20 protein-coding genes and 1 pseudogene are annotated in these 18,339 nt (G+C 71.3%); 12 read left to right on the forward strand and 9 right to left on the reverse strand.

The annotated features are described in order from the left end of the window. Positions 1-37: 37 nt before the first annotated feature. Positions 38-1,246: an FAD-dependent oxidoreductase gene (locus ACIHAA_RS29980; RefSeq protein ID WP_399822658.1), complete on the forward strand. Its 1,209-nt coding sequence runs from the start codon at positions 38-40 to the stop codon at positions 1,244-1,246. A gap of 36 nt (positions 1,247-1,282) precedes the next feature. Here ACIHAA_RS29980 and ACIHAA_RS29985 read toward each other — a convergent pair whose 3' ends face one another. The 6 genes from ACIHAA_RS29985 to ACIHAA_RS30010 form a co-directional block, all read right to left on the reverse strand. Then, complete coding sequence (locus ACIHAA_RS29985) at positions 1,283-2,272, reverse strand: zinc-binding alcohol dehydrogenase family protein (RefSeq protein WP_399822660.1); 990 nt, start codon at positions 2,270-2,272, stop codon at positions 1,283-1,285. Positions 2,273-2,304: 32 nt separating this feature from the next. Next, entirely contained in the window at positions 2,305-3,339 is a 1,035-nt protein-coding gene (locus ACIHAA_RS29990; RefSeq protein WP_399822662.1) for a methyltransferase, read from the reverse strand. A gap of 62 nt (positions 3,340-3,401) precedes the next feature. Further along, positions 3,402-3,854: an anthrone oxygenase family protein gene (locus ACIHAA_RS29995; RefSeq protein ID WP_399822663.1), complete on the reverse strand. Its 453-nt coding sequence runs from the start codon at positions 3,852-3,854 to the stop codon at positions 3,402-3,404. Beyond that, a complete protein-coding gene (locus tag ACIHAA_RS30000) occupies positions 3,854-4,918 on the reverse strand; it encodes a ketoacyl-ACP synthase III family protein (RefSeq protein ID WP_399822664.1) in 1,065 nt (354 codons plus the stop codon). The genes ACIHAA_RS29995 and ACIHAA_RS30000 overlap by 1 nt, the downstream gene beginning before the upstream one ends. Before the next feature lie 55 nt (positions 4,919-4,973). Continuing rightward, complete coding sequence (locus ACIHAA_RS30005) at positions 4,974-6,182, reverse strand: nucleotide disphospho-sugar-binding domain-containing protein (RefSeq protein WP_399822666.1); 1,209 nt, start codon at positions 6,180-6,182, stop codon at positions 4,974-4,976. Between the two features lie 12 nt (positions 6,183-6,194). Continuing rightward, the gene (locus tag ACIHAA_RS30010; RefSeq protein ID WP_399822668.1) at positions 6,195-7,412 is read right to left on the reverse strand and encodes a nucleotide disphospho-sugar-binding domain-containing protein; all 1,218 of its coding nucleotides are present in this window, start codon (positions 7,410-7,412) and stop codon (positions 6,195-6,197) included. 204 nt (positions 7,413-7,616) lie between these two features. Between ACIHAA_RS30010 and ACIHAA_RS30015 the strand changes: the two genes are divergently transcribed. Next, complete coding sequence (locus tag ACIHAA_RS30015) at positions 7,617-8,642, forward strand: LLM class flavin-dependent oxidoreductase (RefSeq protein ID WP_362265954.1); 1,026 nt, start codon at positions 7,617-7,619, stop codon at positions 8,640-8,642. Between the two features lie 112 nt (positions 8,643-8,754). Here the strand turns inward: ACIHAA_RS30015 and ACIHAA_RS30020 are convergent, their stop codons facing one another. The 3 genes from ACIHAA_RS30020 to ACIHAA_RS30030 all read right to left on the reverse strand — a co-directional run bounded on the left by ACIHAA_RS30020 (position 8,755) and on the right by ACIHAA_RS30030 (position 11,697). Further along, the gene (locus tag ACIHAA_RS30020; RefSeq protein ID WP_399822670.1) at positions 8,755-9,270 is read right to left on the reverse strand and encodes a pyridoxamine 5'-phosphate oxidase family protein; all 516 of its coding nucleotides are present in this window, start codon (positions 9,268-9,270) and stop codon (positions 8,755-8,757) included. Between the two features lie 72 nt (positions 9,271-9,342). Continuing rightward, complete coding sequence (locus ACIHAA_RS30025; protein ID WP_399822672.1) at positions 9,343-10,530, reverse strand: cytochrome P450; 1,188 nt, start codon at positions 10,528-10,530, stop codon at positions 9,343-9,345. Positions 10,531-10,554: 24 nt separating this feature from the next. Then, positions 10,555-11,697 (reverse strand): cytochrome P450, encoded by a 1,143-nt coding sequence (locus ACIHAA_RS30030; RefSeq protein WP_399822674.1) that lies wholly within the window; start codon positions 11,695-11,697, stop codon positions 10,555-10,557. Between the two features lie 184 nt (positions 11,698-11,881). Here ACIHAA_RS30030 and ACIHAA_RS30035 point away from each other — a divergent pair, with 184 nt between their 5' ends. The 10 genes and pseudogenes from ACIHAA_RS30035 (at position 11,882) to ACIHAA_RS30080 (ending at position 18,277) form a co-directional block, all read left to right on the forward strand. Next, the gene (locus tag ACIHAA_RS30035; protein WP_362265961.1) at positions 11,882-12,214 is read left to right on the forward strand and encodes a TcmI family type II polyketide cyclase; all 333 of its coding nucleotides are present in this window, start codon (positions 11,882-11,884) and stop codon (positions 12,212-12,214) included. A 34-nt stretch (positions 12,215-12,248) separates the two neighbouring features. Then, positions 12,249-13,523 (forward strand): beta-ketoacyl-[acyl-carrier-protein] synthase family protein, encoded by a 1,275-nt coding sequence (locus ACIHAA_RS30040; protein ID WP_399822677.1) that lies wholly within the window; start codon positions 12,249-12,251, stop codon positions 13,521-13,523. Continuing rightward, positions 13,523-14,707, forward strand: a complete 1,185-nt coding sequence (locus tag ACIHAA_RS30045; protein WP_399822727.1) for a beta-ketoacyl synthase N-terminal-like domain-containing protein — start codon at positions 13,523-13,525, stop codon at positions 14,705-14,707. The genes ACIHAA_RS30040 and ACIHAA_RS30045 overlap by 1 nt, the downstream gene beginning before the upstream one ends. A 12-nt stretch (positions 14,708-14,719) precedes the next feature. Beyond that, positions 14,720-14,959, forward strand: a pseudogene (locus ACIHAA_RS30050) (acyl carrier protein); the annotation flags it as partial. Between the two features lie 6 nt (positions 14,960-14,965). Beyond that, positions 14,966-15,442: an SRPBCC family protein gene (locus ACIHAA_RS30055; protein WP_399822729.1), complete on the forward strand. Its 477-nt coding sequence runs from the start codon at positions 14,966-14,968 to the stop codon at positions 15,440-15,442. Then, positions 15,439-15,900 carry an anthrone oxygenase family protein gene (locus ACIHAA_RS30060; RefSeq protein ID WP_399822678.1) on the forward strand — a complete coding sequence of 154 codons (462 nt, stop codon included), beginning with the start codon at positions 15,439-15,441 and terminating at the stop codon, positions 15,898-15,900. The genes ACIHAA_RS30055 and ACIHAA_RS30060 overlap by 4 nt, the downstream gene beginning before the upstream one ends. Before the next feature lie 34 nt (positions 15,901-15,934). Beyond that, positions 15,935-16,666: an SDR family NAD(P)-dependent oxidoreductase gene (locus ACIHAA_RS30065; RefSeq protein WP_399822680.1), complete on the forward strand. Its 732-nt coding sequence runs from the start codon at positions 15,935-15,937 to the stop codon at positions 16,664-16,666. Position 16,667: 1 nt separating this feature from the next. Beyond that, on the forward strand, positions 16,668-16,988 hold the full coding sequence (locus ACIHAA_RS30070; RefSeq protein ID WP_399822682.1) for an antibiotic biosynthesis monooxygenase family protein: 321 nt from the start codon (positions 16,668-16,670) through the stop codon (positions 16,986-16,988). Between the two features lie 8 nt (positions 16,989-16,996). Beyond that, positions 16,997-17,293, forward strand: coding sequence for an antibiotic biosynthesis monooxygenase (locus ACIHAA_RS30075; RefSeq protein ID WP_362265963.1), 297 nt, complete (start codon positions 16,997-16,999; stop codon positions 17,291-17,293). Between the two features lie 30 nt (positions 17,294-17,323). Next, entirely contained in the window at positions 17,324-18,277 is a 954-nt protein-coding gene (locus ACIHAA_RS30080) for an amidohydrolase family protein (RefSeq protein WP_399822684.1), read from the forward strand. The last annotated feature ends 62 nt before the right edge of the window (positions 18,278-18,339 follow it).

Raw genomic sequence — 18,339 nt, forward strand, 5'->3', positions numbered from 1 at the left:
CCGACCGCGTCGACACGTTCGACCTCTGGAGGATGAGATGCACGTACTGGTAGCCGGTGCCGGCGTGGGAGGGCTGTGCCTCGCGCAGGGGCTGCGCAAACGAGGGATCGGAGTCGTGGTCCTGGAACGGGACGTCGCCCCGGACGCCCGGGCGCAGGGCCTCCGGCTCAAGATAGACGCACACGGCCGGGCCGCGCTCGCGGACTGCCTGGACGAGGACTACTACCAGCTGGTCACCGCGACGGCGAACAAGCCTTACCAGTCCCGCGGCATGACGCTGGACGAGAACCTCAACGAACTGCACTCCGCCGTCCCCGCCCGGCCCGTGGACGAGGCGACGGCGAGCATCGTCGTCAACCGCCACACGCTTCGCCAGATCCTGATGTCCGAGATGAGCGGCCACGTCTTCTTCGACAAGGAATTCGAGCGTTACGAGCTTGTCGACGACCGGGTCGTGGCCCACTGCCGGGACGGCAGCATCTGGTTCGCGGACGTTCTGGTGGGCGCTGACGGGATCAATTCGACGGTGCGCGGCCAACTCGTGCCGGAAGCCGAGGTGATCGATACCGGGCTGTGGTCGATCTACGGCCAGTTGATGCTCGACGAACAGAACCGCAAGTGGCTGCCGGACAACGTCTTCGGCGGCTCCCGGCCGGTCCTCGGCCCGCAGGGCCGCACCCTGGCACTCGGGTCCTTCCAGCCCCAGATGCCCATCGACGAGGCGATCGCCCAGTTCGCCCCGCCGGCCGAGGTCACCCCCGTCGACGACTACCTCAAGTGGAACCTCATCGCCCCCGCCGAGCAGTTCGGGGTCGACGCTGCGCAGTTCTTCGGCAGCTCCCCGGAATGGTTGCACGCGAAGGCCCGCGACATGACCGCTCAATGGAGCCCGATCGTGCAGCGGATGCTGGCCGAGTCACTCGCGGCGGTGACCTTCCCCCTGGCGATACAGGCCTGCCGGCCCGGGGCGACCTGGCCGGCCGGCCGGGTCACGCTGCTCGGCGACGCCATCCACGCCACCACCCCCGTGGGCGGGGTCGGCGCCAACGTCGCCCTGCGCGACGCCGCCGCCCTGGCGCGCAACCTCGCCGAGGTCGCGGACTTCCCTGACCTCGTTCAGCCCGCCATCGCCCAGTACGAAACCGCCATGCGGGAATACGGCTACCAAGCCGTCAGCGACTCCCTGGCCGGCGCCGAACGCATCCTGCGCAGCAAGCGCCTCCTCGACACCGGACGATCCGGCTGACCACCGCGCACCATCCCCCGGCGCAGACCGGCAGGCTCAAGGGAGACGGAAGACGAGCTTGCCGGTCGTCGCCCCGGTGAGCATGGCGCGCATACCGCGGCCCACCTCACGGATGTCGAGTACGTCGGCCACCGCGGGCCGCACACCAGTGGCGACGAGGAACTCCATCAGGCCACGGAGGTCCTCGGCCGTTCCCATGCCCGAGCCCAGTACCCGGATCTCCCGGAACACCAGGTTGCGCATGGCGTCCGCCGCGCTCCCCGGGAACGTTCCGCCACCGGCCCGGTAGCCCGCGCAGACTATCGCCCCGTGCGGGTGTACGGCGGCCACGTCGTCCAGCCAGCCCATTCCGCTGACGGAGGCGTCCAGTACGGCGTCCACGGGCGCGGGAAGCAGGCGGGAGTCGGTGACGAAGACCTCCGCACCGAGCCTCGTCGCCAGCTCCCGGTCGTCCGGTTCCCCGGCGACCCACACGTGCACGCCCGCCGCGCTCGCGAGCACGATCACCGCCGAGGCGATGGTGCCCAGCCGCCGACGGCCCCGGACCAGCACCGTCTGACCGGGCACGGCGCCCGCGGTGACGAACAGCATGCGGTACGCGGTCAGCCACGCGGTGGGCAGGCACGCCGCGTCGACGGCCGACAGCTCGGGCGGTTTCGGCAGCGCGTTGCGGCACGGCACCACCGCGAACTCCGCAAAGGTCCCCTCGTGCCGCTCGGAGAGCACGGTGCGCCCCGGGTCCACACTCTCCGGCCCCGTCCAGCCGGGGGACCCCACGGACGCGTGCACGGCCACCTCGGTGCCGTCGTCGAGCACACCGCAGCCGTCGCTGCCCAGGATGACCGGATAGCGCTGCCCGGCGCCCGCACGGCCGCCGAGTACGTTGATCTCCCGCATGTTCAGCGACGTGGTGAGCATCCGGACGACCCTCCACCCCTCGGGCACCGGTTGCCGGGGATAGTCACCGACCACCGCGGCTCGCAGCGGGTCGGCGGAGTCGGGCCGGGAACAGTAGACCGCGAGCATGACGCTTCCAACCCCCCTTCCGTGCCGTGCCCTCAGGCGGCGGGCTTGCGGCCGACGACCAGGGTGTCGGCCGGACCGAGCGGAGCGACCCGCACGTCGCCGCAGCCCGCGGCCCCCAGCCACGCGGTGGCCTCGCCGGCCGTGTACTCGGAGCCCTCCTCGGTGACCAGCAGCATGTTGAGACTCACCAGGACGCGCGCCAGGTCGGTGGGTTCCTCGTCGAGCATCGCGTCATAGATCAGCAACGCGCCACCCGGCCTGACCGCCCGGTACGCCTTGGCGACGAGGAACTTTCGTTGTTCCACCGACCAGTTGTGCAGGACGTGGCCGAGGACCAGCACATCGGCTTCGGGCAACGGATCGGTGAAGAAGTCCCCGGTCCGGAAGTCGGCGCGGTCGGCGACGCCGAGCGCGGTGGCGTGCTCCGCGAACGACTCCGCAAGCTCCGGCAGGTCGAACACCGTGGCGCGCAAGGTGGAATGGAGCCTCAGCAACTGCCCCACGAGGTTGCCGCGGCAACCGCCTATGTCGGCGACGTGCCCGTGGGCGGCCCAGTCGAAGGCGCCTGCGAGGTGGCCCGCCACGAGCCCGTTGGCCGAGTCCATCATCCTCAGGTACTGCTCACGCTGACGCGGATCGCCCAGCATGGCCCGGAACGCCTCGGGTCCGGCGCCGGGCGTCTGCGGCTTGCCGGAGACCAAGGCCTCGGCGAGGTGCTGCCACGCCGGGTACAGCATCCGGTCGGCGCGCCGCAGGAACCCGCCCACGTAGTCCGCCCCGCCCGGCACCAAGGCAGCCGTGGCCGCGGCGCTGTTGGCGTAGCGGCCGTCCCGCCGCTCCAGGAGCCCCAGCACGACCAGCCCGTGCAGGAGGTCACGGGCGCCGCGAGGATGCAGCGGCAGCCCTTCCACCAGGTCCTCTGCTGTCGAGGGACCGTATCGGTGCAGGTGGGCGAAGACGCCGAGTTCCTCGGCGGCCAGCAGCAGTTTCGCGTGGCAGAACCCGTTCGCCAGGCGTTTGACCGCGGCGGAGGCAGCATCTGGCATGGACTCGGCGAGCTCGGTCATCGTCGAAACCTCACAGTCGGTGCGACACGGACACGGACACGGGTCGTCATCTCGTCAACTCGTCATCGGTGGATCGCCAGGGCGGCGGCGTTGGCCAGCACGGCGCACAGCGCCAGCACGGTGCGCACCAGATGCCAGTGCGCCCAGCGGGCCCGCGGATCGTCCCAGTCAGGGCCGACGCACAGCGGATCGGTGCTCTTGACCGTCCGGTTGATGGGCACGTTGGCCAGCTGGGACACCACACTCACCCCCGCCTGGGCGACGGCGCCGGCCGTGAACAGGACGACGCGGCCACCGTCGTCGGCCAGGACTGCCAGGACGATGTCGACCCCGGTGGAGCAGATCACCAGCGGCGGCATGACATGGTCGTAGTACTGTCCGACGAGCCGGTGCACACGGATGTACTGGTCCGCAGGCAGTCCCCGGAACGCGGGCACGACCCCCAGGGCCACCGCGACCAGCACGCCGGCCAGCACTCCGCTGGCGGCCAGCACGAACGCGCTCAGGACGGCCATCACAGACCCTCCTCCACCCACGTGCCCGCAGCGTTCCCGGGCGTCTCCCAGTCCGGGATCCGCAGCATCTCCAGGACGGCACAGCCGAAGTTCATGCCGACCCCCGCGCCGGACAGGACCACGCGGTCGCCGGCCCGCACCGCTCGCGACTCCACGAGGTGGGTGAAGGCAGCCGCCTGATCGCCCGCGCCCATGTGGCCGACCTGGCGGCCCCATTCCCAGGTGGTGCGGTCCGCATCGAGGTCGCTGTTCCACCACCGGCCGTTGGGGAACACGTACCGGGCCACCTCGTCGGCCTTGACCTCCGCCTCGTCCAGCGCCTGCTTCAAGGCGCGCTGTTGCCCCGCGGTCAGCGCCGCCACGACAGCATCGCCGGTGGCCCCCGTCGCCAGGTACTCCCGGGTCCGCGCACGCAGGTCGACCGGTACGGTGCGGCCTGCGCGGGGCTCGCCCCAGGGACGGGTGCCCCGGTACGCGCCCTCGTGCGTGGAGTCACCGGACAACACGGTGGACAGCAGCCGGGCGACCGCCGTCGTGCCCGCACGCTCGCCCCGGGACAGGACCATCGCTGCGGCGCCGTCGCCCCGCGGCAGGCCGTTGTCGGACCGGTAGCGGTCGAACTCCGGCAGGCCGTACCGGTCCGCCGTGGTGACCAGCGCCGCCCTGGACTCAGAGCGTGCCGCCAGCCAGGACGCGGCCAGGTCGAGGGCGGCCAGGCCGCCGTTGGAGGCCTGCCGGATGTCCAGGGCCGTCGCGCTTCCCGCGACCGTACGCGCCTGGATGTACGATGCGGGGACCCAGTGGTCCCGCCCCTGGAAACCGACGCTCGCGTGCGCGACGAGAGCGAAGTCGCCCGTAGGGACGGCAGACCGTTCCACGGCCAGCCGGGCCGCCGCCACCGCCATGTCCGGCGGGTGGACGTCGTCCGCGACCCGGACGGCGTGGTACTCGTCCCGGGCCGCCTCCGCCGCGTCGTAGCGGCCTTCGGCGACCGCGTCCCAGACGTCTTCCCGGCGCCCGAGCCACGCCGCGCTGGCACTGACGTAGATGTCCTTCCACCACATGGCTCGCTGCCTTTCGTACCGAGGACTCACTGCGGATGGTTGGGGGGTACGCCCGTCAGGGGCGGGCAGGGCCGTCCACCGGGAGGAGCTGCTCGATGTGGCGGGCGACATCGCCGGGAACGGGCATGTCGAGGTGTTCGGCGTACAGGAGATCGGCGGCTTTGCGGTGGTCGGGCAGATCGGTGAGGAAGGCGTCCACAGTGGTGCGCAGAGCGGCGGCGTCGAGGCCCTGGGTGGAATGGTGCCGTCCCGCGCCGGTCTTCTCGATCTGCCGGGCGTTGACGGCGGCGTCGGGAGCCCAGGGCATGATGAGTTGGGGGGTGGCGGTGGTCATGGCGGTCATGGTGGTGCCCGCTCCGCCTTGGTGGATGACGGCGTCGCAGGAGGGCAGGAGAAGGTGCAGGGCGACGGGGCCGATGTGGGTGACGTTGCCGGGCAGGTCGGTGTAGAGGTGCCGCTGGGCGTCGCTGGTGGCGATCACGATCTCGACGTCGTGTCCGGTGAGGGCGCGTACGACGTGGGGGCCGAGGATGCCGTCGTGCCAGCCCAGGTCGAAGAGCGAGCCGCCCCAGGTGACGGCGATCCGTGGCCGGGCGGGTGGCGTGCGTAGGTGTGCGGGCAGCACGGCAGGGCCGTTGTAGGGCACGTACCGCATCGGTCGGCGCACCACGTCGTCGTGGGAGATCCGCAGCGACGGCGGGGACGGATCCAGTGTCACATCGCCGAACGACTTTGCCACGTCCTGGCCGAGCTGCCCGCCGAGCTGGTCGAACATGTCTGGGTTGCGCTGCACGATGGAGGCGGCGAAGTCGGTGGCCCACAACAGGCGTACCGCGGGCACGCCCAGATCGCGAGCGAGGCCGGGGCCGAGGTAGGCCATCGGCTCGTACACGACGACATCGGGCTTCCAGTGCTCGGCGAACCGGTAGGTGTCGACCGCCATCGCCGCCGCGCTCTCGGCGGGCGCCGCCGTCCAGGCGATGTCCCGCAGCCCGCGCTCGGCTGCCGAGGCATACCCCGCCTCGCCCTCGTCGCTGTCGTCCAGGCTTGCCGGGCGCTGCCTTCCGGGCACGATGACGCGGTTCTTCAGGTCGATGTCCTCGCCGACCGGCAGCGCGGGCAGCCCGGCCTCGGTGATGACCCCGGCGAACGAAGGTTGGCTGGCGACCATGACCTCGTGGCCCGCGGCGCGCAGCGCCCAGGCGAACGGCACCATGGGGTAGTAGTGCGACCTCCAGGCCCAGGTGATGAACAACGCACGCATAAGTCTGCCTCCTCAAGCCCCCAGGGCAGCCGGCGAGCACCGCCCGGCAGCCAGCTCTTCAAGCCGGGCGACCGCCTCGGCCGGTGCGGGTTGGTCCCGCATCTCCTCGCGCAGCGCCTGCGCACGGCTGCGGTACGCGGCACCCGTGAGGACCGCGTCGAGCCGCTTGGCCGTCTCGGCCTCGCCGAACTCCTCGGGCCGCAGCACGTCCCCGGCTCCCGCCGCCAGCACCCGCTCCGCCTGGAATATCTGGTCCGGAATCTGCGGGAGGAGCAGTTGCGGCACTCCGTGCACCGCGGCCGTCAGGGCGGTGCCGTTGCCGCCCTGGTGGATGATCGCGGCGCATTCGGGCAGCACCAGGTGCAGTGCAAGCGAGTCCACCACCCGCACCTGCTGCGGAACCTCCCCGAGACGCTCCGCGTCCTTGCCGACCAGGGCCATCACGACATCGACGTCCATCCCCGCCAGCGCCTTGACGAGCCGCGCCGGCATGAACGTGTCCGGTCCCGTAATACGGCTGGTCGACGTCCCCCACGTCACGCAGACCCGGGGCCGCGCGGGCGGGGTTCGCAACCAACGCGGAAGAACCGCAGGGCCGTTGTAGGGGACATAGCGCATGGCGACACGGCGCACGTCCGCGGGGATCTGCAGTCTCGGCGGGCACGGGTCGACGGTCGCGTGCCCGAGGACGTCCACCTCGCCCACCCCCAGCCGCCCGGCCATCGCCCTGATCAGATCCGGGACGATGTTCCGGGCCTGGTAGGTGACGTCGATGCCGTGCACGTGCCGGACCGCGGGCACCCCGAGCCCCGCCGCGACGAGGGGGCCCGCGTACGTGGTCGGGTCGTACACCACCAGGTCGGGCCGCCAGGCACGGGCGAACACGGCGAGGTCGTCCAGCATCGCATCGGAGTACGCCGCGAAGGTCCCGAACACCTGCTGCACCCGGCGCAGCCGCTCGGGCGGCCAGTTCGCCATGGAGGACCCGGCGGTCGGCACCCGGGGAACGTCGGAGAACGTCATCCCCGCCATCTGCCGGCGCCGCACCTCGCCGTGGTCCAGATCCGGGCCGACGGGCACGGCGGTCGCACCCGAGTCGTTGATCACCCCGGTCAGCGCCGGCTGGCTCGCGACGCGGACCTCGTGGCCCGCCGCCTGGAGCGCCCAGACCAGCGGTGCGAGCGGCATGTAGTGCGAGGCCCAGGCCCAACTGGCGAACAGCACGCGCACGGCAGCACCTTCCTCTGATCGGGCCCTTCCCTGGGCCGTGTCGGCCCGAGCCCTGATCCTGCGGCCCGCTGCTCGGGGATCGTTCGCGCCGCGGTGAAGCGCGCCTGGAACGGACGCGGCGCCGCCCTGCCGCATCGACCACGGCTCCGCCCGTCCTCCAGCGCGCGCGGTGAGGATGCCGCCACCCGACCAAGGAGTTCAGTCATGGAGCTGGGAGTCTTCCTGTCCCACGAGACCGCCTGCGACGTAGCGGAGGAGGCCGAGCGGCTGGGATACGGCATGGCCCTCGTACCGGAGGGGTTCCGCTCGGACGCTCCCACGGTGCTGGGTGCCGTGGCGGCGCGCACGCGGCGGATCGCACTGGCGTCAGGGGTGATGCAGGTGCCTGCCCGCACCCCCGTGCTGACCGCGCTCACCGCGGCCACGCTCGACAGCGTGTCCGGCGGGCGGTTCCGGCTCGGTCTCGGGGTGTCCAACCCCGATGTGTCCCTGGGCTGGTACGGCGTCCCGTTCCCCGAGCCGCTCAGTCGCCTGCGCGAGTACGTGACGGTGGTACGGATGGCGCTGCGCGGCGAGCCGGTCCGCCATCGCGGCCGCCACTATCAGCTGCCGCCCGACGGGACCGACGAGGCGGCCCACCTTGTCGCCGCGCCCGTCCGCGCCGACCTTCCCCTCTATCTGGCCGGCGTCCGCCCCGGCAGTCTGCGACTGGCCGCCGAACTCGCGGACGGCTGGGTCGGCGTCTTCAGTTCGCCTGGGCGCATCGCAGAATCCCTGGAGCATGTGCGCAAGGTGCGGGGCACTCTGGACGGTTTCGAGGTCGTGCCCTCGGTCCCGGTCGCCATCGCCGACGACCCGGAACAGGCCGCCGACACCCTGCGCGGCTACTACGCGAACTTCATCGGTCTCGCCAGCAAGGAACGCGGTGTCTACTTCGCTCTCGCCACCGAGATGGGCTTCGGTGAAGCCGCCGAGGAGATCCACGCCCGCTGCGCGGCGGGCGACCGGGCGGGCGCGGCCAAGGCCGTTCCCTTCGCCTTCATGGACCGCACCGCCCTGATCGGCCCGGTGGCCCGCATCGCGCCACGGATCGCCCAGTACGCCGCGGCAGGCGTCACGACGCTGGGGCTGACCGTGCTCAGCCGCACACTGGCGGGGCAGCTTGCGGTGGTGCGGGCGGCGGCTGAGGCGATGGCGGGCGTGGGGGCCGTGGGCAGCGGCCCGGCCTGAACTGCGGCCGCGGGAACGGGCCTGGTGACGGCCCGGGGCGACGAAGCGGCGGGTGCGTGCGGGGGAGTCGCAGGGCGCTCCTGCGCACCCGCGGCACGGGACGTCTGCGCGGTCAGCCGAGCCAGACGCAGTCGTTCATGATGACGCGGTCCCGCATCTCCCCGAAGTTCCGCCAGGCCTGGACGCGGCGCGGCGTCAGGCACACGCTCACGGTGTCCGGCACGCGGCCGGGATCAAGCGGGAGACGGGCGTGGCGAGCCCGGACCGGGGCTGGGACGTCAGCCGGATCGGTCAGTTCCACAGTGCCGTCGATCAGCACCACGTCGGTCGCCGAACCGAACGCTGCCCGGACCCTGGCGTTGGCCGCCAGGTTGCGGCCGGTGCGGCCCGACCGCCGGGTGAGCATGGTGATCACACCGCCGTCGAAGACGTAGGAGAGCGGGACCACGTGCGGGCGGGGCCCCTCGCTGGCAAGCCAGAGGTGCCGTTCCTCCGCCAGCAGCCGCTCGGTGTCGGCGCGGCGTTGCGCGATCGACCTCGGGGCGGGAAGACCGGTGGCGCCGGGGGGACCGGGGGGACCGGCCGGAGCGTGCCGCGCTGCCGGAGAGGTTGCTTCGGACGGGGACATAGGACCTCCGCTGTGTTGGCCGGCCGAGCCGGGAGCACCGTCTGGGCCGGGATAGGGGTGACGGCCGGGCCGCTACCAGGTCACGGGAATCTCGGTGAATCCCTCCAGCAACGCCCCCTCCTGCCTCTTCAACTCCTCGGCCGGTACCGCCAGCCGCAGGTTCGGGAAACGGGTCAGCAGAGCCTGCGTGGCGATGCGGAGCTCCGCTCGGGCGAGAGAGGCGCCGATGCAGAAGTGGGGGCCGAGGCTGAAGGTGAGGTGAGGGTTGTCGGAGCGGGTGATGTCGAAGGTCCGGGGATCGAAGAAGCGGTCAGGGTCCTGGTTGGCGCAGTCAGCCGCAGGGATGATGCTCGTACCCTTCTTGATCACGCAGTCTTCGAGCTCGATGTCGTCGGTCGCGTACCGCAGCATCGACACGGAGGAGCCGACGAGCTTCCAGCGCAGCAGCTCCTCGATCGCGTTCGGCAGGAGCGCCGGATCCGCACGCAGCAGCCGCAGCTGCTCGGGGTGGCTGAGCAGCATGGCGACGCCGCCGCCGAGTTGCGTCGCGGTCGTCTCGTATCCGACGAGGAGCAGGAGCCGGCACCACCACTGCAGTTCGTACTCGCTCAGCCGCCCCTCGTCGTCATGGGCCCGGATCATCGCACTGACCAGGTCGTCGCCGGGGTGCGCGCGGCGGTGGGAGATGTGCTCGGCGATGTAGCGGCTCATCTCCGTCATCGCCGCCCGGATCTCCTCGCGCGGGAAGTGGCTGACGGACAGGAACGCCGACGTCCAGTGCCGAAACAGCGCCACGTCCTCGTCGGGGACGCCGAGCAGGCTGCAGATGACGCGCACCGGCAGGGGGAAGGCGAGCGCCTCGTTGAGGTCGACAGGGCCGCCCGAGCGTTCCATCGCGTCGAGGAGTTCGTCGGTCACGGCATGGATCCGCGGTTCCAGCCGCTGTACCCGGGCCGCGCTGAACGCCGACGCGACCAGGTTGCGCACCCGCGTGTGCTCGGGCGGGTCCGGGTTGATGCGCGGATCCTGGAACATGCTGTTGTGCCGGCTGATGCGGGCCGCGTCCGGCCGGTCCAGATTGCGGCTGAGGCGGTCGTCGGTGAGCACCTGCCGCACGTCTTGGTACCGGGTCAGCAGGACCGCCTCGTCGCCGCTCGGCAGTACGACGGGCACCAGCGGGTCGTCGTGGATCCCGGCGAGACGCTCCGGGATGCCCAGCGCCGTGGGGCGCGGGAAGGGATAGGGGCAGCGTTCAGCCATGGCAGGGCCTTTCCGGGTACGGGCTCACCAGGTCACGGGGACTTCTTGGAAGCCCTGGGTGAAGGCGTCCTCGACGCGCACCAGGCGGTCCGCCGGCACGCCGAGCCGCAGGTTCGGGAAGCGGTGCAACAAGGAGGCAAGGGCCACCTGCAGTTCAGCCCGGGCGAGCGCGGCGCCGACGCAGAAATGCCGGCCGACGCTGAAGGTCAGTTGCGGTGCGTCCCCGGAGCGGGTGACGTCGAATCGGGCGGGGCAGCCGAAGGCGGACGGGTCGTGGTTGGCGACCTCCAGGGCGGTGATGATGCTGGAGCCGCGCGGGACGGTGACACCGCCGACCTCGATGTCGTCGGTGACGTACCGCAGCATCGACAGGGAGGTGCCCACCACCTGGCAGCGCAGCAGTTCCTCGACGGCGCCGGGCAGCAGCCCCGGGTCCTGGGTGAGCTTGGCGAGCTGGTCGGGGTGGGCCGTCAGCATGACCAGCGCGCTGCACAGCTGGTTCGCGCTGGTCTCGTACCCGGCCAGCAGCAGCATCGTGGACCACCAGTGCAGCTCGGTGGCGTCCAGGCGGCCGTCCTGCTCGTCGTGGACCTCGATCAGTGCGCTGATCAGGTCCTCGCCCGGGCTGGCGCGTTTTCGTTCGATGAGGTCCGTCATGTAGTCCCACGGAGGTGTCTGCTTCAGCGCGAACTGCTCACGCTCGTCGGCTGGCACGCCCAGCAGTTCGCAGATGACCTGGATGCTGAGCGGGAACGCGAAAGCCGTGGCGAAGTCCACGGGCCGGGGCCCCGCCTCCATCACGTCGAGCAGTCCGTCGGTCAGTTCCTGGATCCGCGGCCGCAGCCGCTCCACCCGGGACGCTGTGAACGCCTTGGAGATCAGGGACCGCATCCGGGTGTGCTCGGGCGGATCCATGGACACTTGGCTCTGGAAGGCCTTGACCTTACGGGTCGTCATTCTGGCGATGCCGGGCCGGTTCCTGTTCTTGCTGACCCGGGGGTCGGTCAGCAGCGCCCGGATGTCCTCGTACCGGGTGATGAGCAGCGCCTCGTCACCACTCGGCAGTACGACGGTGACGACGGGGTCGTCGTGGAGCCCCGCGAACTCCTTCGGCTGTTCGGACGCGGACGGCCACGCGAACGGATATGCAAGGGTCCTGCCGGTCACGCAACGTCCCTCCGACGCACGGATAAGTCGGCTTCACCCTGGACCGGTGGCCTAGGGAGCCGGTCAAGTGCCGCTCGTACCCCCGCCGTCGCTCCAGGGACACCAACTTCGCTGGACCGAGAGTCGACTAACGCCCCCAAAGGTGGGCTGATCCTCGCGGAGGAACCAGGAAAGGACCGTTGGCATGCCACATCGGACGCTCATCGTCGCCCGGCTGGAGCCCGTTCACCGGCAGCGGGTGGCAGACCTGTTCGCCAGCTCCGACACCACCGACCTCCCCCATGACGTAGGCGTCAGCCGCCGCACGCTCTTCGGCTTCCACGATCTGTACTTTCACCTGATCGAGGCGGACCGCGACATCCGCCCCGGTCTGGAAAAGGCGCGATCGACCAAAGGGTTCCAGGACCTCAACTCCGAACTGGCCCAACTGGTACGACCGTACGACCCGGGCTGGCGCGAGCCACGCGACGCGATGGCGCAGTCCTTCTACGAGTGGTCGGCCGGAGGGGCGTCGTGAGGGCCGACCGCCACGTGGGGATCGGGATGTCGTGATGGGCGGACGCAAGGCGGTCATCACCGGCCTCGGGGTCGTCTCTCCGGGTGCCCTGGGCGTCAGCGCGTACTGGGATCTGCTGACGGCGGGCCGCACCACGACCCGGCCGATCTCCCTGTTCGACGCCTCCGGGTTCCGCTCCCGAGTCGCGGCCGAGTGCGACTTCGACCCGGTCGCCGCCGGGCTGGACCCCGACCGGGCCGCCCGCCTCGACCGGGTGACGCAGTTCGCGCTGGTCGCCGCGCGCGAGGCGATGGCCGACAGCGGCCTCGTCCCTGGCGAGCCGGCACCCGAGCGGGTCGGCGTCGTCGTCGGGAGCGCCGTCGGCTGCACCATGCGGCTGGAGGAGAACTACCTCCGGGTGAGCGACCACGGCCGCTTGTGGCAGGTCGACCAGCGCCAGGCCGTACCCGAGCTCTACGACTACCTCGTGCCCAGTTCGATCGCCGCCGAGGTGGCGCTGGAGCATGGCGCCCAGGGCCAGGTCGAGTGCGTGTCCACCGGCTGCACGTCGGGCCTGGACGCGGTGGGAACGGCCGCACAGCTCATCGAGGACGGCATCGCGGACGTCGTGATCGCGGGCGCCTCGGAGGCTCCCCTCTCGCCGATCACCTTGGCCTGCTTCGACGCCATCAAGGCCACAACCGCCCGCAACGACGATCCGGAGCACGCCTGTCGCCCCTTCGACCACACCCGCGACGGGTTCGTGCTGGGGGAGGGCGCGGCCGTGCTGATCCTGGAGGAGGCGGGGGCCGCCCGGCGCCGCGGCGCGCACGCGTACGGCAGCGTGCTCGGCTTCGCCCACCGCAGCAACGCCTACCACATGACGGGGCTGCGGCCGGACGGCCGGGAGCTCGGCGAGGCCATCCGGGTGGCGCTCGACCTGGCCCACGTGGACCCGGCCGATGTGGGCTACGTCAATGCCCACGGGTCCGGAACCCGGCAGAACGACCGGCACGAGACGGCAGCCTTCAAGCGCAGCCTGGGCACGCACGCCTACAAGGTGCCGGTGAGCTCCATCAAGTCGATGATCGGGCACTCCCTGGGCGCCATCGGGGCGTTGGAGGCCGCAGCGTGCGCGCTCGTCCTGCAACACCAGGTGGTGCCGCCCACGGCCAACCTCACGGAGCCGGATCCCGAGTGCGACCTGGACTACGTGCCGCGGGTGGCACGTGAACACCCCACCGACGTGGTCCTCAGCGTCGGCAGCGGATTCGGCGGCTTCCAGACCGCGCTGGTACTGGGCCGCCCCGAAGCGGCGGAGGCTGCGTGATGCGACCCTGTGCGGTGACCGGGATCGGCGTGGTCGCGCCCAACGGCATCGGCCCCGAGGCCTACTGGGAACAGCTGTTGAACGGCAAGAGCGGCATCGAGCCCATCCCGGACGGCGTGGCCGGCGTGGTCTCCGGCTTCGAGGCGGCGCAGTACATGCCCGCGCAGCTGATCGTACGGACCGACCGGTGGACGCAGTTGGGCCTTGCCGCAACCGCCCTGGCCCTCCAGGACTCCGGCACCGATCTGGCTGCCGTCCCCGAGTACGAGATCGCAGTGGTCACCGGCAGCTCCTCCGGAGGCAACGAGTTCGGCCAGCGGGAGATCGGGAAGCTGTGGACCGCAGGCCCCGCCGGCGTCAGCGCCTACCAGTCCATCGCCTGGTTCTACGCGGCGACCACCGGCCAGGTGTCGATCCGCCACGGAGCGCGGGGCCCCTGCCGCGTCGTGGTGACCGAACAGGCCTCCGGACTGGACGCGTTGGCGCAAGCGGGACGGGTGCTGCAGCGAGGCGCGCGGGTCGTGCTCGCCGGCGGTACGGAGGCCCCGCTGTCCCCGTACGCCCTGGCCTGCCAGCGGGTAGACGGCCGCATCTCCCCCCACACGGACCCCGAGCGGGCGTTCCGCCCCTTCGACCGGCACGCCGACGGGCACGTCCCCGGCGAGGGCGGGGCCATGTTCGTCGTCGAGGACACCCCCTCAACCGGCCGCCGGCCCTACGGATACCTCGCGGGCCACGCGGCGACCTTCGACCCCAGGCCCGGCAGCGGCGGCCGGCCGGGACTGCGCCGGGCGATCGAACTGGCCCTGGAGCGTGCGGCGCTGACCCCTGCGGACATCGACGCGGTCTTCGCCGACGGCGCCGCCGTGCCCGAACTCGACCAACGGGAGGCGGCGGCGATCGAGGCGGTCTTCGGCCCGTACAGCGTGCCCGTCACCGTGCCCAAGACCATGGTCGGCCGGCTGTACGCCGGAGGCGGCGCCCTCGACATCGCCACCGCGCTGCTGGCCCTGCGCGACGGCGTGATCCCGCCCACGACCGGGGCCCCCGACCTGCCCGAGCACTACCGGATCGAGCTCGTGCTGGACCGGCCGCGCCCCGCCGCCCTGCGGGCCGTGCTGGTCCTGGCACGCGGCCGCGGGGGCCACAACTCGGCCGTCGTGCTCACCGGCGAACCGCGATGAGTGGAGGAAGCAATGTCAACGGACAACGGAACCACCCGGGTGACCGGGTTCACCTTCGACGACCTGCGGGGCGTGCTGCGCAAAGCCGCGGGCGACTCTGATGCCGTCGACGGCGACATCTTCGACGTGACCTTCGCGGAACTGGGCTTCGACTCGCTCATCATGCTGGAGATCACCGCGGTGCTCGAATCCGAGCACCGGGTGAACGACCCCGACGGCGTCATCGAGATCACGCGCACGCCCCGCGAGGTCGTCGCCCTGGTCAACGGCGCCTCCAGCGCGGGCCACGTCGACAACAGCGTCGTCATCGACGCCCCCTACGAACTGGTCTGGGAGCTGACCAACGACGTACCGTCCTGGCCGGAGCTGTTCAGCGAATACGCCTCGGCCGAAGTCCTCGAACGCGACGGCGACACCGTCACCTTCCGGCTGACGACGGTGCCCGACGAGAACGGTACCCAGTGGAGCTGGGTCTCCGAGCGGCGCATGGACAAGGAGAAGGGCACGGTCCGGGCACACCGCGTGGAACGTGGCCCCTTCGCCTACATGGAGATCTTCTGGGAGTACCGCACGACCCCGCAGGGCGTGCACATGCGGTGGGTGCAGGACTTCCACCTGAACCCGCAGGCCCCGCTCGACGACGCGGCCATGGAGGAGCGGATGAACCGCAACACCCTCATCCAGATGGAACGGATCAAGGAACTCGTCGAGCAGCGCGCCAGGCGGCCTGAATGAGCACCGTACTGGCCCCTCTCGCGCTCCTCACCAACGGCATCGCGGCGGGGATCATGACCGCGACCGTCATCGGCATCGTGCCGCTGATGCTGACCCTGCCCTATGAGCGGTACGTGCAGACGGTGCACTTCCTGTGGCCCCGTTTCGACCCCGTCATGCCGCTGACCAACGGCCTGACCGTGCTGCTGGACCTGCTCCTCGCGCTCACCGCAGGGGACGGCCTCGCCCAGGCGGGATTCGCCACCGCGGGCGCACTGCTGCTGTGCGTGATGGGCATCTCCATCACCAAGAACGTCCCCGTCAACCGGTACGTCAAGTCCCTCAGCCCCGCCGCGCAACCCCCCGACTGGGCCGCGACCGATCCGCGGCGCAGGTGGCGGGCCTGGAACACCACCCGCACATCGATCGCGCTGCTCGCCTTCGCGACCAACATCGTGGCCACCGTCCGGCTCGGCTGAGCCCCCACTGCTCCCCAGGAGGGGAAAGCACACCATGCACATATCCCTGTCCGGAAAACGCGTCCTCGTCACCGGCGGAACGCGTGGCATCGGCGCCGCGATCACCCGTGCGTTCGCGCAGGCCGGAGCGAGCGTACTCACGTGTTCCCGCACCGGCGGCGAGGCAGCCGACGCCCTCGCGCGCGAGCTCAAGGCCACGCCCGGCGACCACCACTTCGTGACGGCCGACGTCAGCAGGACCGAAGACGTCCAGCGCCTCGTCGACGCCTGCCAAGAACGCCTCGGCGGGCTCGACGTCGTGGTCAACAACGCGGGCCGCATCACCCACGTTCCCATCGAGGACCTCGGCATGGACGGCTGGCGCGAGATCCTCGACACCAACCTGACCGCCGCCTACGACATCGTCCACCGAGCCGTCGCACTGCTCGGCCCCGGCGCCTCGGTCATCAACGTCGGCTCAGGCTCCGCACTGGCCGGCATCCACCACCGCGCCCACTACACCGCGGCCAAGGCCGGGCTGATCGGCCTGACCCGGTCGCTGGCCAAGGAGCTCGGGCCCCGTGGCGTCCGCGTCAACGTCCTGTCCCCGGGTGTCATCCAGACCGAGGCCAAGCTGTCCGAGGAGGTGCGCACCCGCTACCAGAAGATGACCGCCCTGGGGCGGTTGGGCACGCCCGAGGAGCTCGCCCACGTGGTGCTGTTCCTCGCCAGCGACCTGGCGTCCTACATGACCGGCGCCACCGTCAGCGTCGACGGGGGCATCTGAGATGGCGGAAGTGCTCTACCGCGTCACCTTGCGGATGCCCATACGGCCCGGCATGGAGAAGGAATTCCAGGAAGCATGGCTGGCGGGCGCCGCCCGCATAGCCGACGACCCGGGCAACGCCGGCCAGGAGCTGTCCCGCGGCGAGGGGGACGGCGCCTACTACGTCGTGAGCGACTGGGTCAGCAAGGAGGCCTTCCTCGCCTACGAACGCAGCACGAGCCACCAGGAACACCGCAGATCTCTGGCACCGTACCGTCGTGAGGGAGAGATGACGACCATGCACCTGCTGCACCGGCTCACCGGCAAGGGCGGTGCGGGATGAAGGGGGGCGTGCGGGTACTGCTCCACCTACGGGTCGCTCCCGGGGAGGAGGACCGTGTCGAGGACCTCTACCACCGCGTCAGCCGCGAACTTGCGGGCACCCCCGGGCTGCTCCGCAACGAGCTGCTCCAGGGCCTCGCCGCGCCGCAGGAGTGGGCCGTGCTGAGCGAGTGGCACGACGCCGACGCCTTCCATGCCTGGGAGAACGGGCCACACCATCGCGACACGACCGCACCGCTGCGGCCGTACCAGAACCGGACAGCCGGATCGGCGTTCGGCCTGTACGAGGTCCGGGCGGAGCACTGACACGGGCCCGACGTCCACAGGAGGCAGACGATGAGCGCTCCGCGCCGCATCGATGTGCACCACCACGCGATCGTGCCGAAGATCGCCGCGCTGATGAGGGAGAACGGCGCCCGGTTCACGCTCCCCTGGTCCCTGGAGAGCACCCTTGAGGTGATGCAGGCCCACGGCATCGCACGTGCCGTGGTGTCCAACCCGATCCCGGGGGACCTGTTCACGGACGCTCGGCAGGCGTCCGCGTTCACCCGCCGGGCCAACGAGGCCGTCGCCGAACTGGCGGCCGACCACCCCGGCAGGTTCGGGTTGCTCGCCGCGCTGCCCATGCCGTTCCTCGACGAGGCCCTCGACCATCTCCGCTTCGTCTACGACGAACTCGCGGCCGACGGCGTCGTCCTGGTGCCGCACGCCGGATCCCACTACCTGGGCGACGAACTGTTCGAACCACTCCTCGCCGAGCTCGACCGCCGCCACGCCGTGGTGCTCGTGCACCCGATGACGCTGCCGGGCGGCCCCGTCGAGGCGGCGCCCCCCGTCCTGGCCGACTTCCTGCTCGACACCACGCGCGGCGCCATCGGCCTCATCAGGTCCGGCGCACTGGAGCGGTACCCGCACATCTCCTTCGTCCTGGCGCACGGCGGCGGCTTCCTGCCGTACGCCGCCGAACGGATCGAGGTGCTCGGCGAGGCGTTCTACGGCATCGAACCGGCCCGACTGCGGGCCGCGTTGCGGCGCTTCTACTACGACACCGCCCTGGTGGGCGCGTCCGCGCTGACCTTGCTCCTGGCGGTCGCCGGGCCGGAGCGGATCCTGTTCGGGACCGACTGGTGCGCCGCACCGGCCGAGCCCGTCGCCTCCTGCGCTCAGGCGCTTGGGACCCTGCCGGAAGCTGCTCGCCGACCGATCGAACGTGACAACGCACTGCGCCTGTTCGGGGCCACGGCAGGCGCGGACGCGGCGGTCGCGCGGAAGGAGCCGATCGCAGGATGACCCGCGCGGCCCCGCCGGGGGCCTGGCGGCATGCGTCGTCCGCGCTCGGTGAGGGCGGACGC

Origin of the sequence: Streptomyces sp. NPDC052040, assembly GCF_044548405.1 — a bacterium.
Taxonomy (GTDB): Bacteria; Actinomycetota; Actinomycetes; order Streptomycetales; family Streptomycetaceae; genus Streptomyces.

What these genes read in the sequence shown, in the direction of transcription:
- ACIHAA_RS29980 (WP_399822658.1), top strand. Translation starts at nt 38, where the DNA reads ATGCACGTACTGGTAGCCGGTGCCGGCGTGGGAGGGCTGTGCCTCGCG.
- ACIHAA_RS29985 (WP_399822660.1), bottom strand. Translation starts at nt 2,272, where the DNA reads ATGCTCGCGGTCTACTGTTCCCGGCCCGACTCCGCCGACCCGCTGCGA.
- ACIHAA_RS29990 (WP_399822662.1), bottom strand. Translation starts at nt 3,339, where the DNA reads ATGACCGAGCTCGCCGAGTCCATGCCAGATGCTGCCTCCGCCGCGGTC.
- ACIHAA_RS29995 (WP_399822663.1), bottom strand. Translation starts at nt 3,854, where the DNA reads ATGGCCGTCCTGAGCGCGTTCGTGCTGGCCGCCAGCGGAGTGCTGGCC.
- ACIHAA_RS30000 (WP_399822664.1), bottom strand. Translation starts at nt 4,918, where the DNA reads ATGTGGTGGAAGGACATCTACGTCAGTGCCAGCGCGGCGTGGCTCGGG.
- ACIHAA_RS30005 (WP_399822666.1), bottom strand. Translation starts at nt 6,182, where the DNA reads ATGCGTGCGTTGTTCATCACCTGGGCCTGGAGGTCGCACTACTACCCC.
- ACIHAA_RS30015 (WP_362265954.1), top strand. Translation starts at nt 7,617, where the DNA reads ATGGAGCTGGGAGTCTTCCTGTCCCACGAGACCGCCTGCGACGTAGCG.
- ACIHAA_RS30020 (WP_399822670.1), bottom strand. Translation starts at nt 9,270, where the DNA reads ATGTCCCCGTCCGAAGCAACCTCTCCGGCAGCGCGGCACGCTCCGGCC.
- ACIHAA_RS30025 (WP_399822672.1), bottom strand. Translation starts at nt 10,530, where the DNA reads ATGGCTGAACGCTGCCCCTATCCCTTCCCGCGCCCCACGGCGCTGGGC.
- ACIHAA_RS30035 (WP_362265961.1), top strand. Translation starts at nt 11,882, where the DNA reads ATGCCACATCGGACGCTCATCGTCGCCCGGCTGGAGCCCGTTCACCGG.
- ACIHAA_RS30040 (WP_399822677.1), top strand. Translation starts at nt 12,249, where the DNA reads ATGGGCGGACGCAAGGCGGTCATCACCGGCCTCGGGGTCGTCTCTCCG.
- ACIHAA_RS30045 (WP_399822727.1), top strand. Translation starts at nt 13,523, where the DNA reads ATGCGACCCTGTGCGGTGACCGGGATCGGCGTGGTCGCGCCCAACGGC.
- ACIHAA_RS30060 (WP_399822678.1), top strand. Translation starts at nt 15,439, where the DNA reads ATGAGCACCGTACTGGCCCCTCTCGCGCTCCTCACCAACGGCATCGCG.
- ACIHAA_RS30065 (WP_399822680.1), top strand. Translation starts at nt 15,935, where the DNA reads ATGCACATATCCCTGTCCGGAAAACGCGTCCTCGTCACCGGCGGAACG.
- ACIHAA_RS30070 (WP_399822682.1), top strand. Translation starts at nt 16,668, where the DNA reads ATGGCGGAAGTGCTCTACCGCGTCACCTTGCGGATGCCCATACGGCCC.
- ACIHAA_RS30080 (WP_399822684.1), top strand. Translation starts at nt 17,324, where the DNA reads ATGAGCGCTCCGCGCCGCATCGATGTGCACCACCACGCGATCGTGCCG.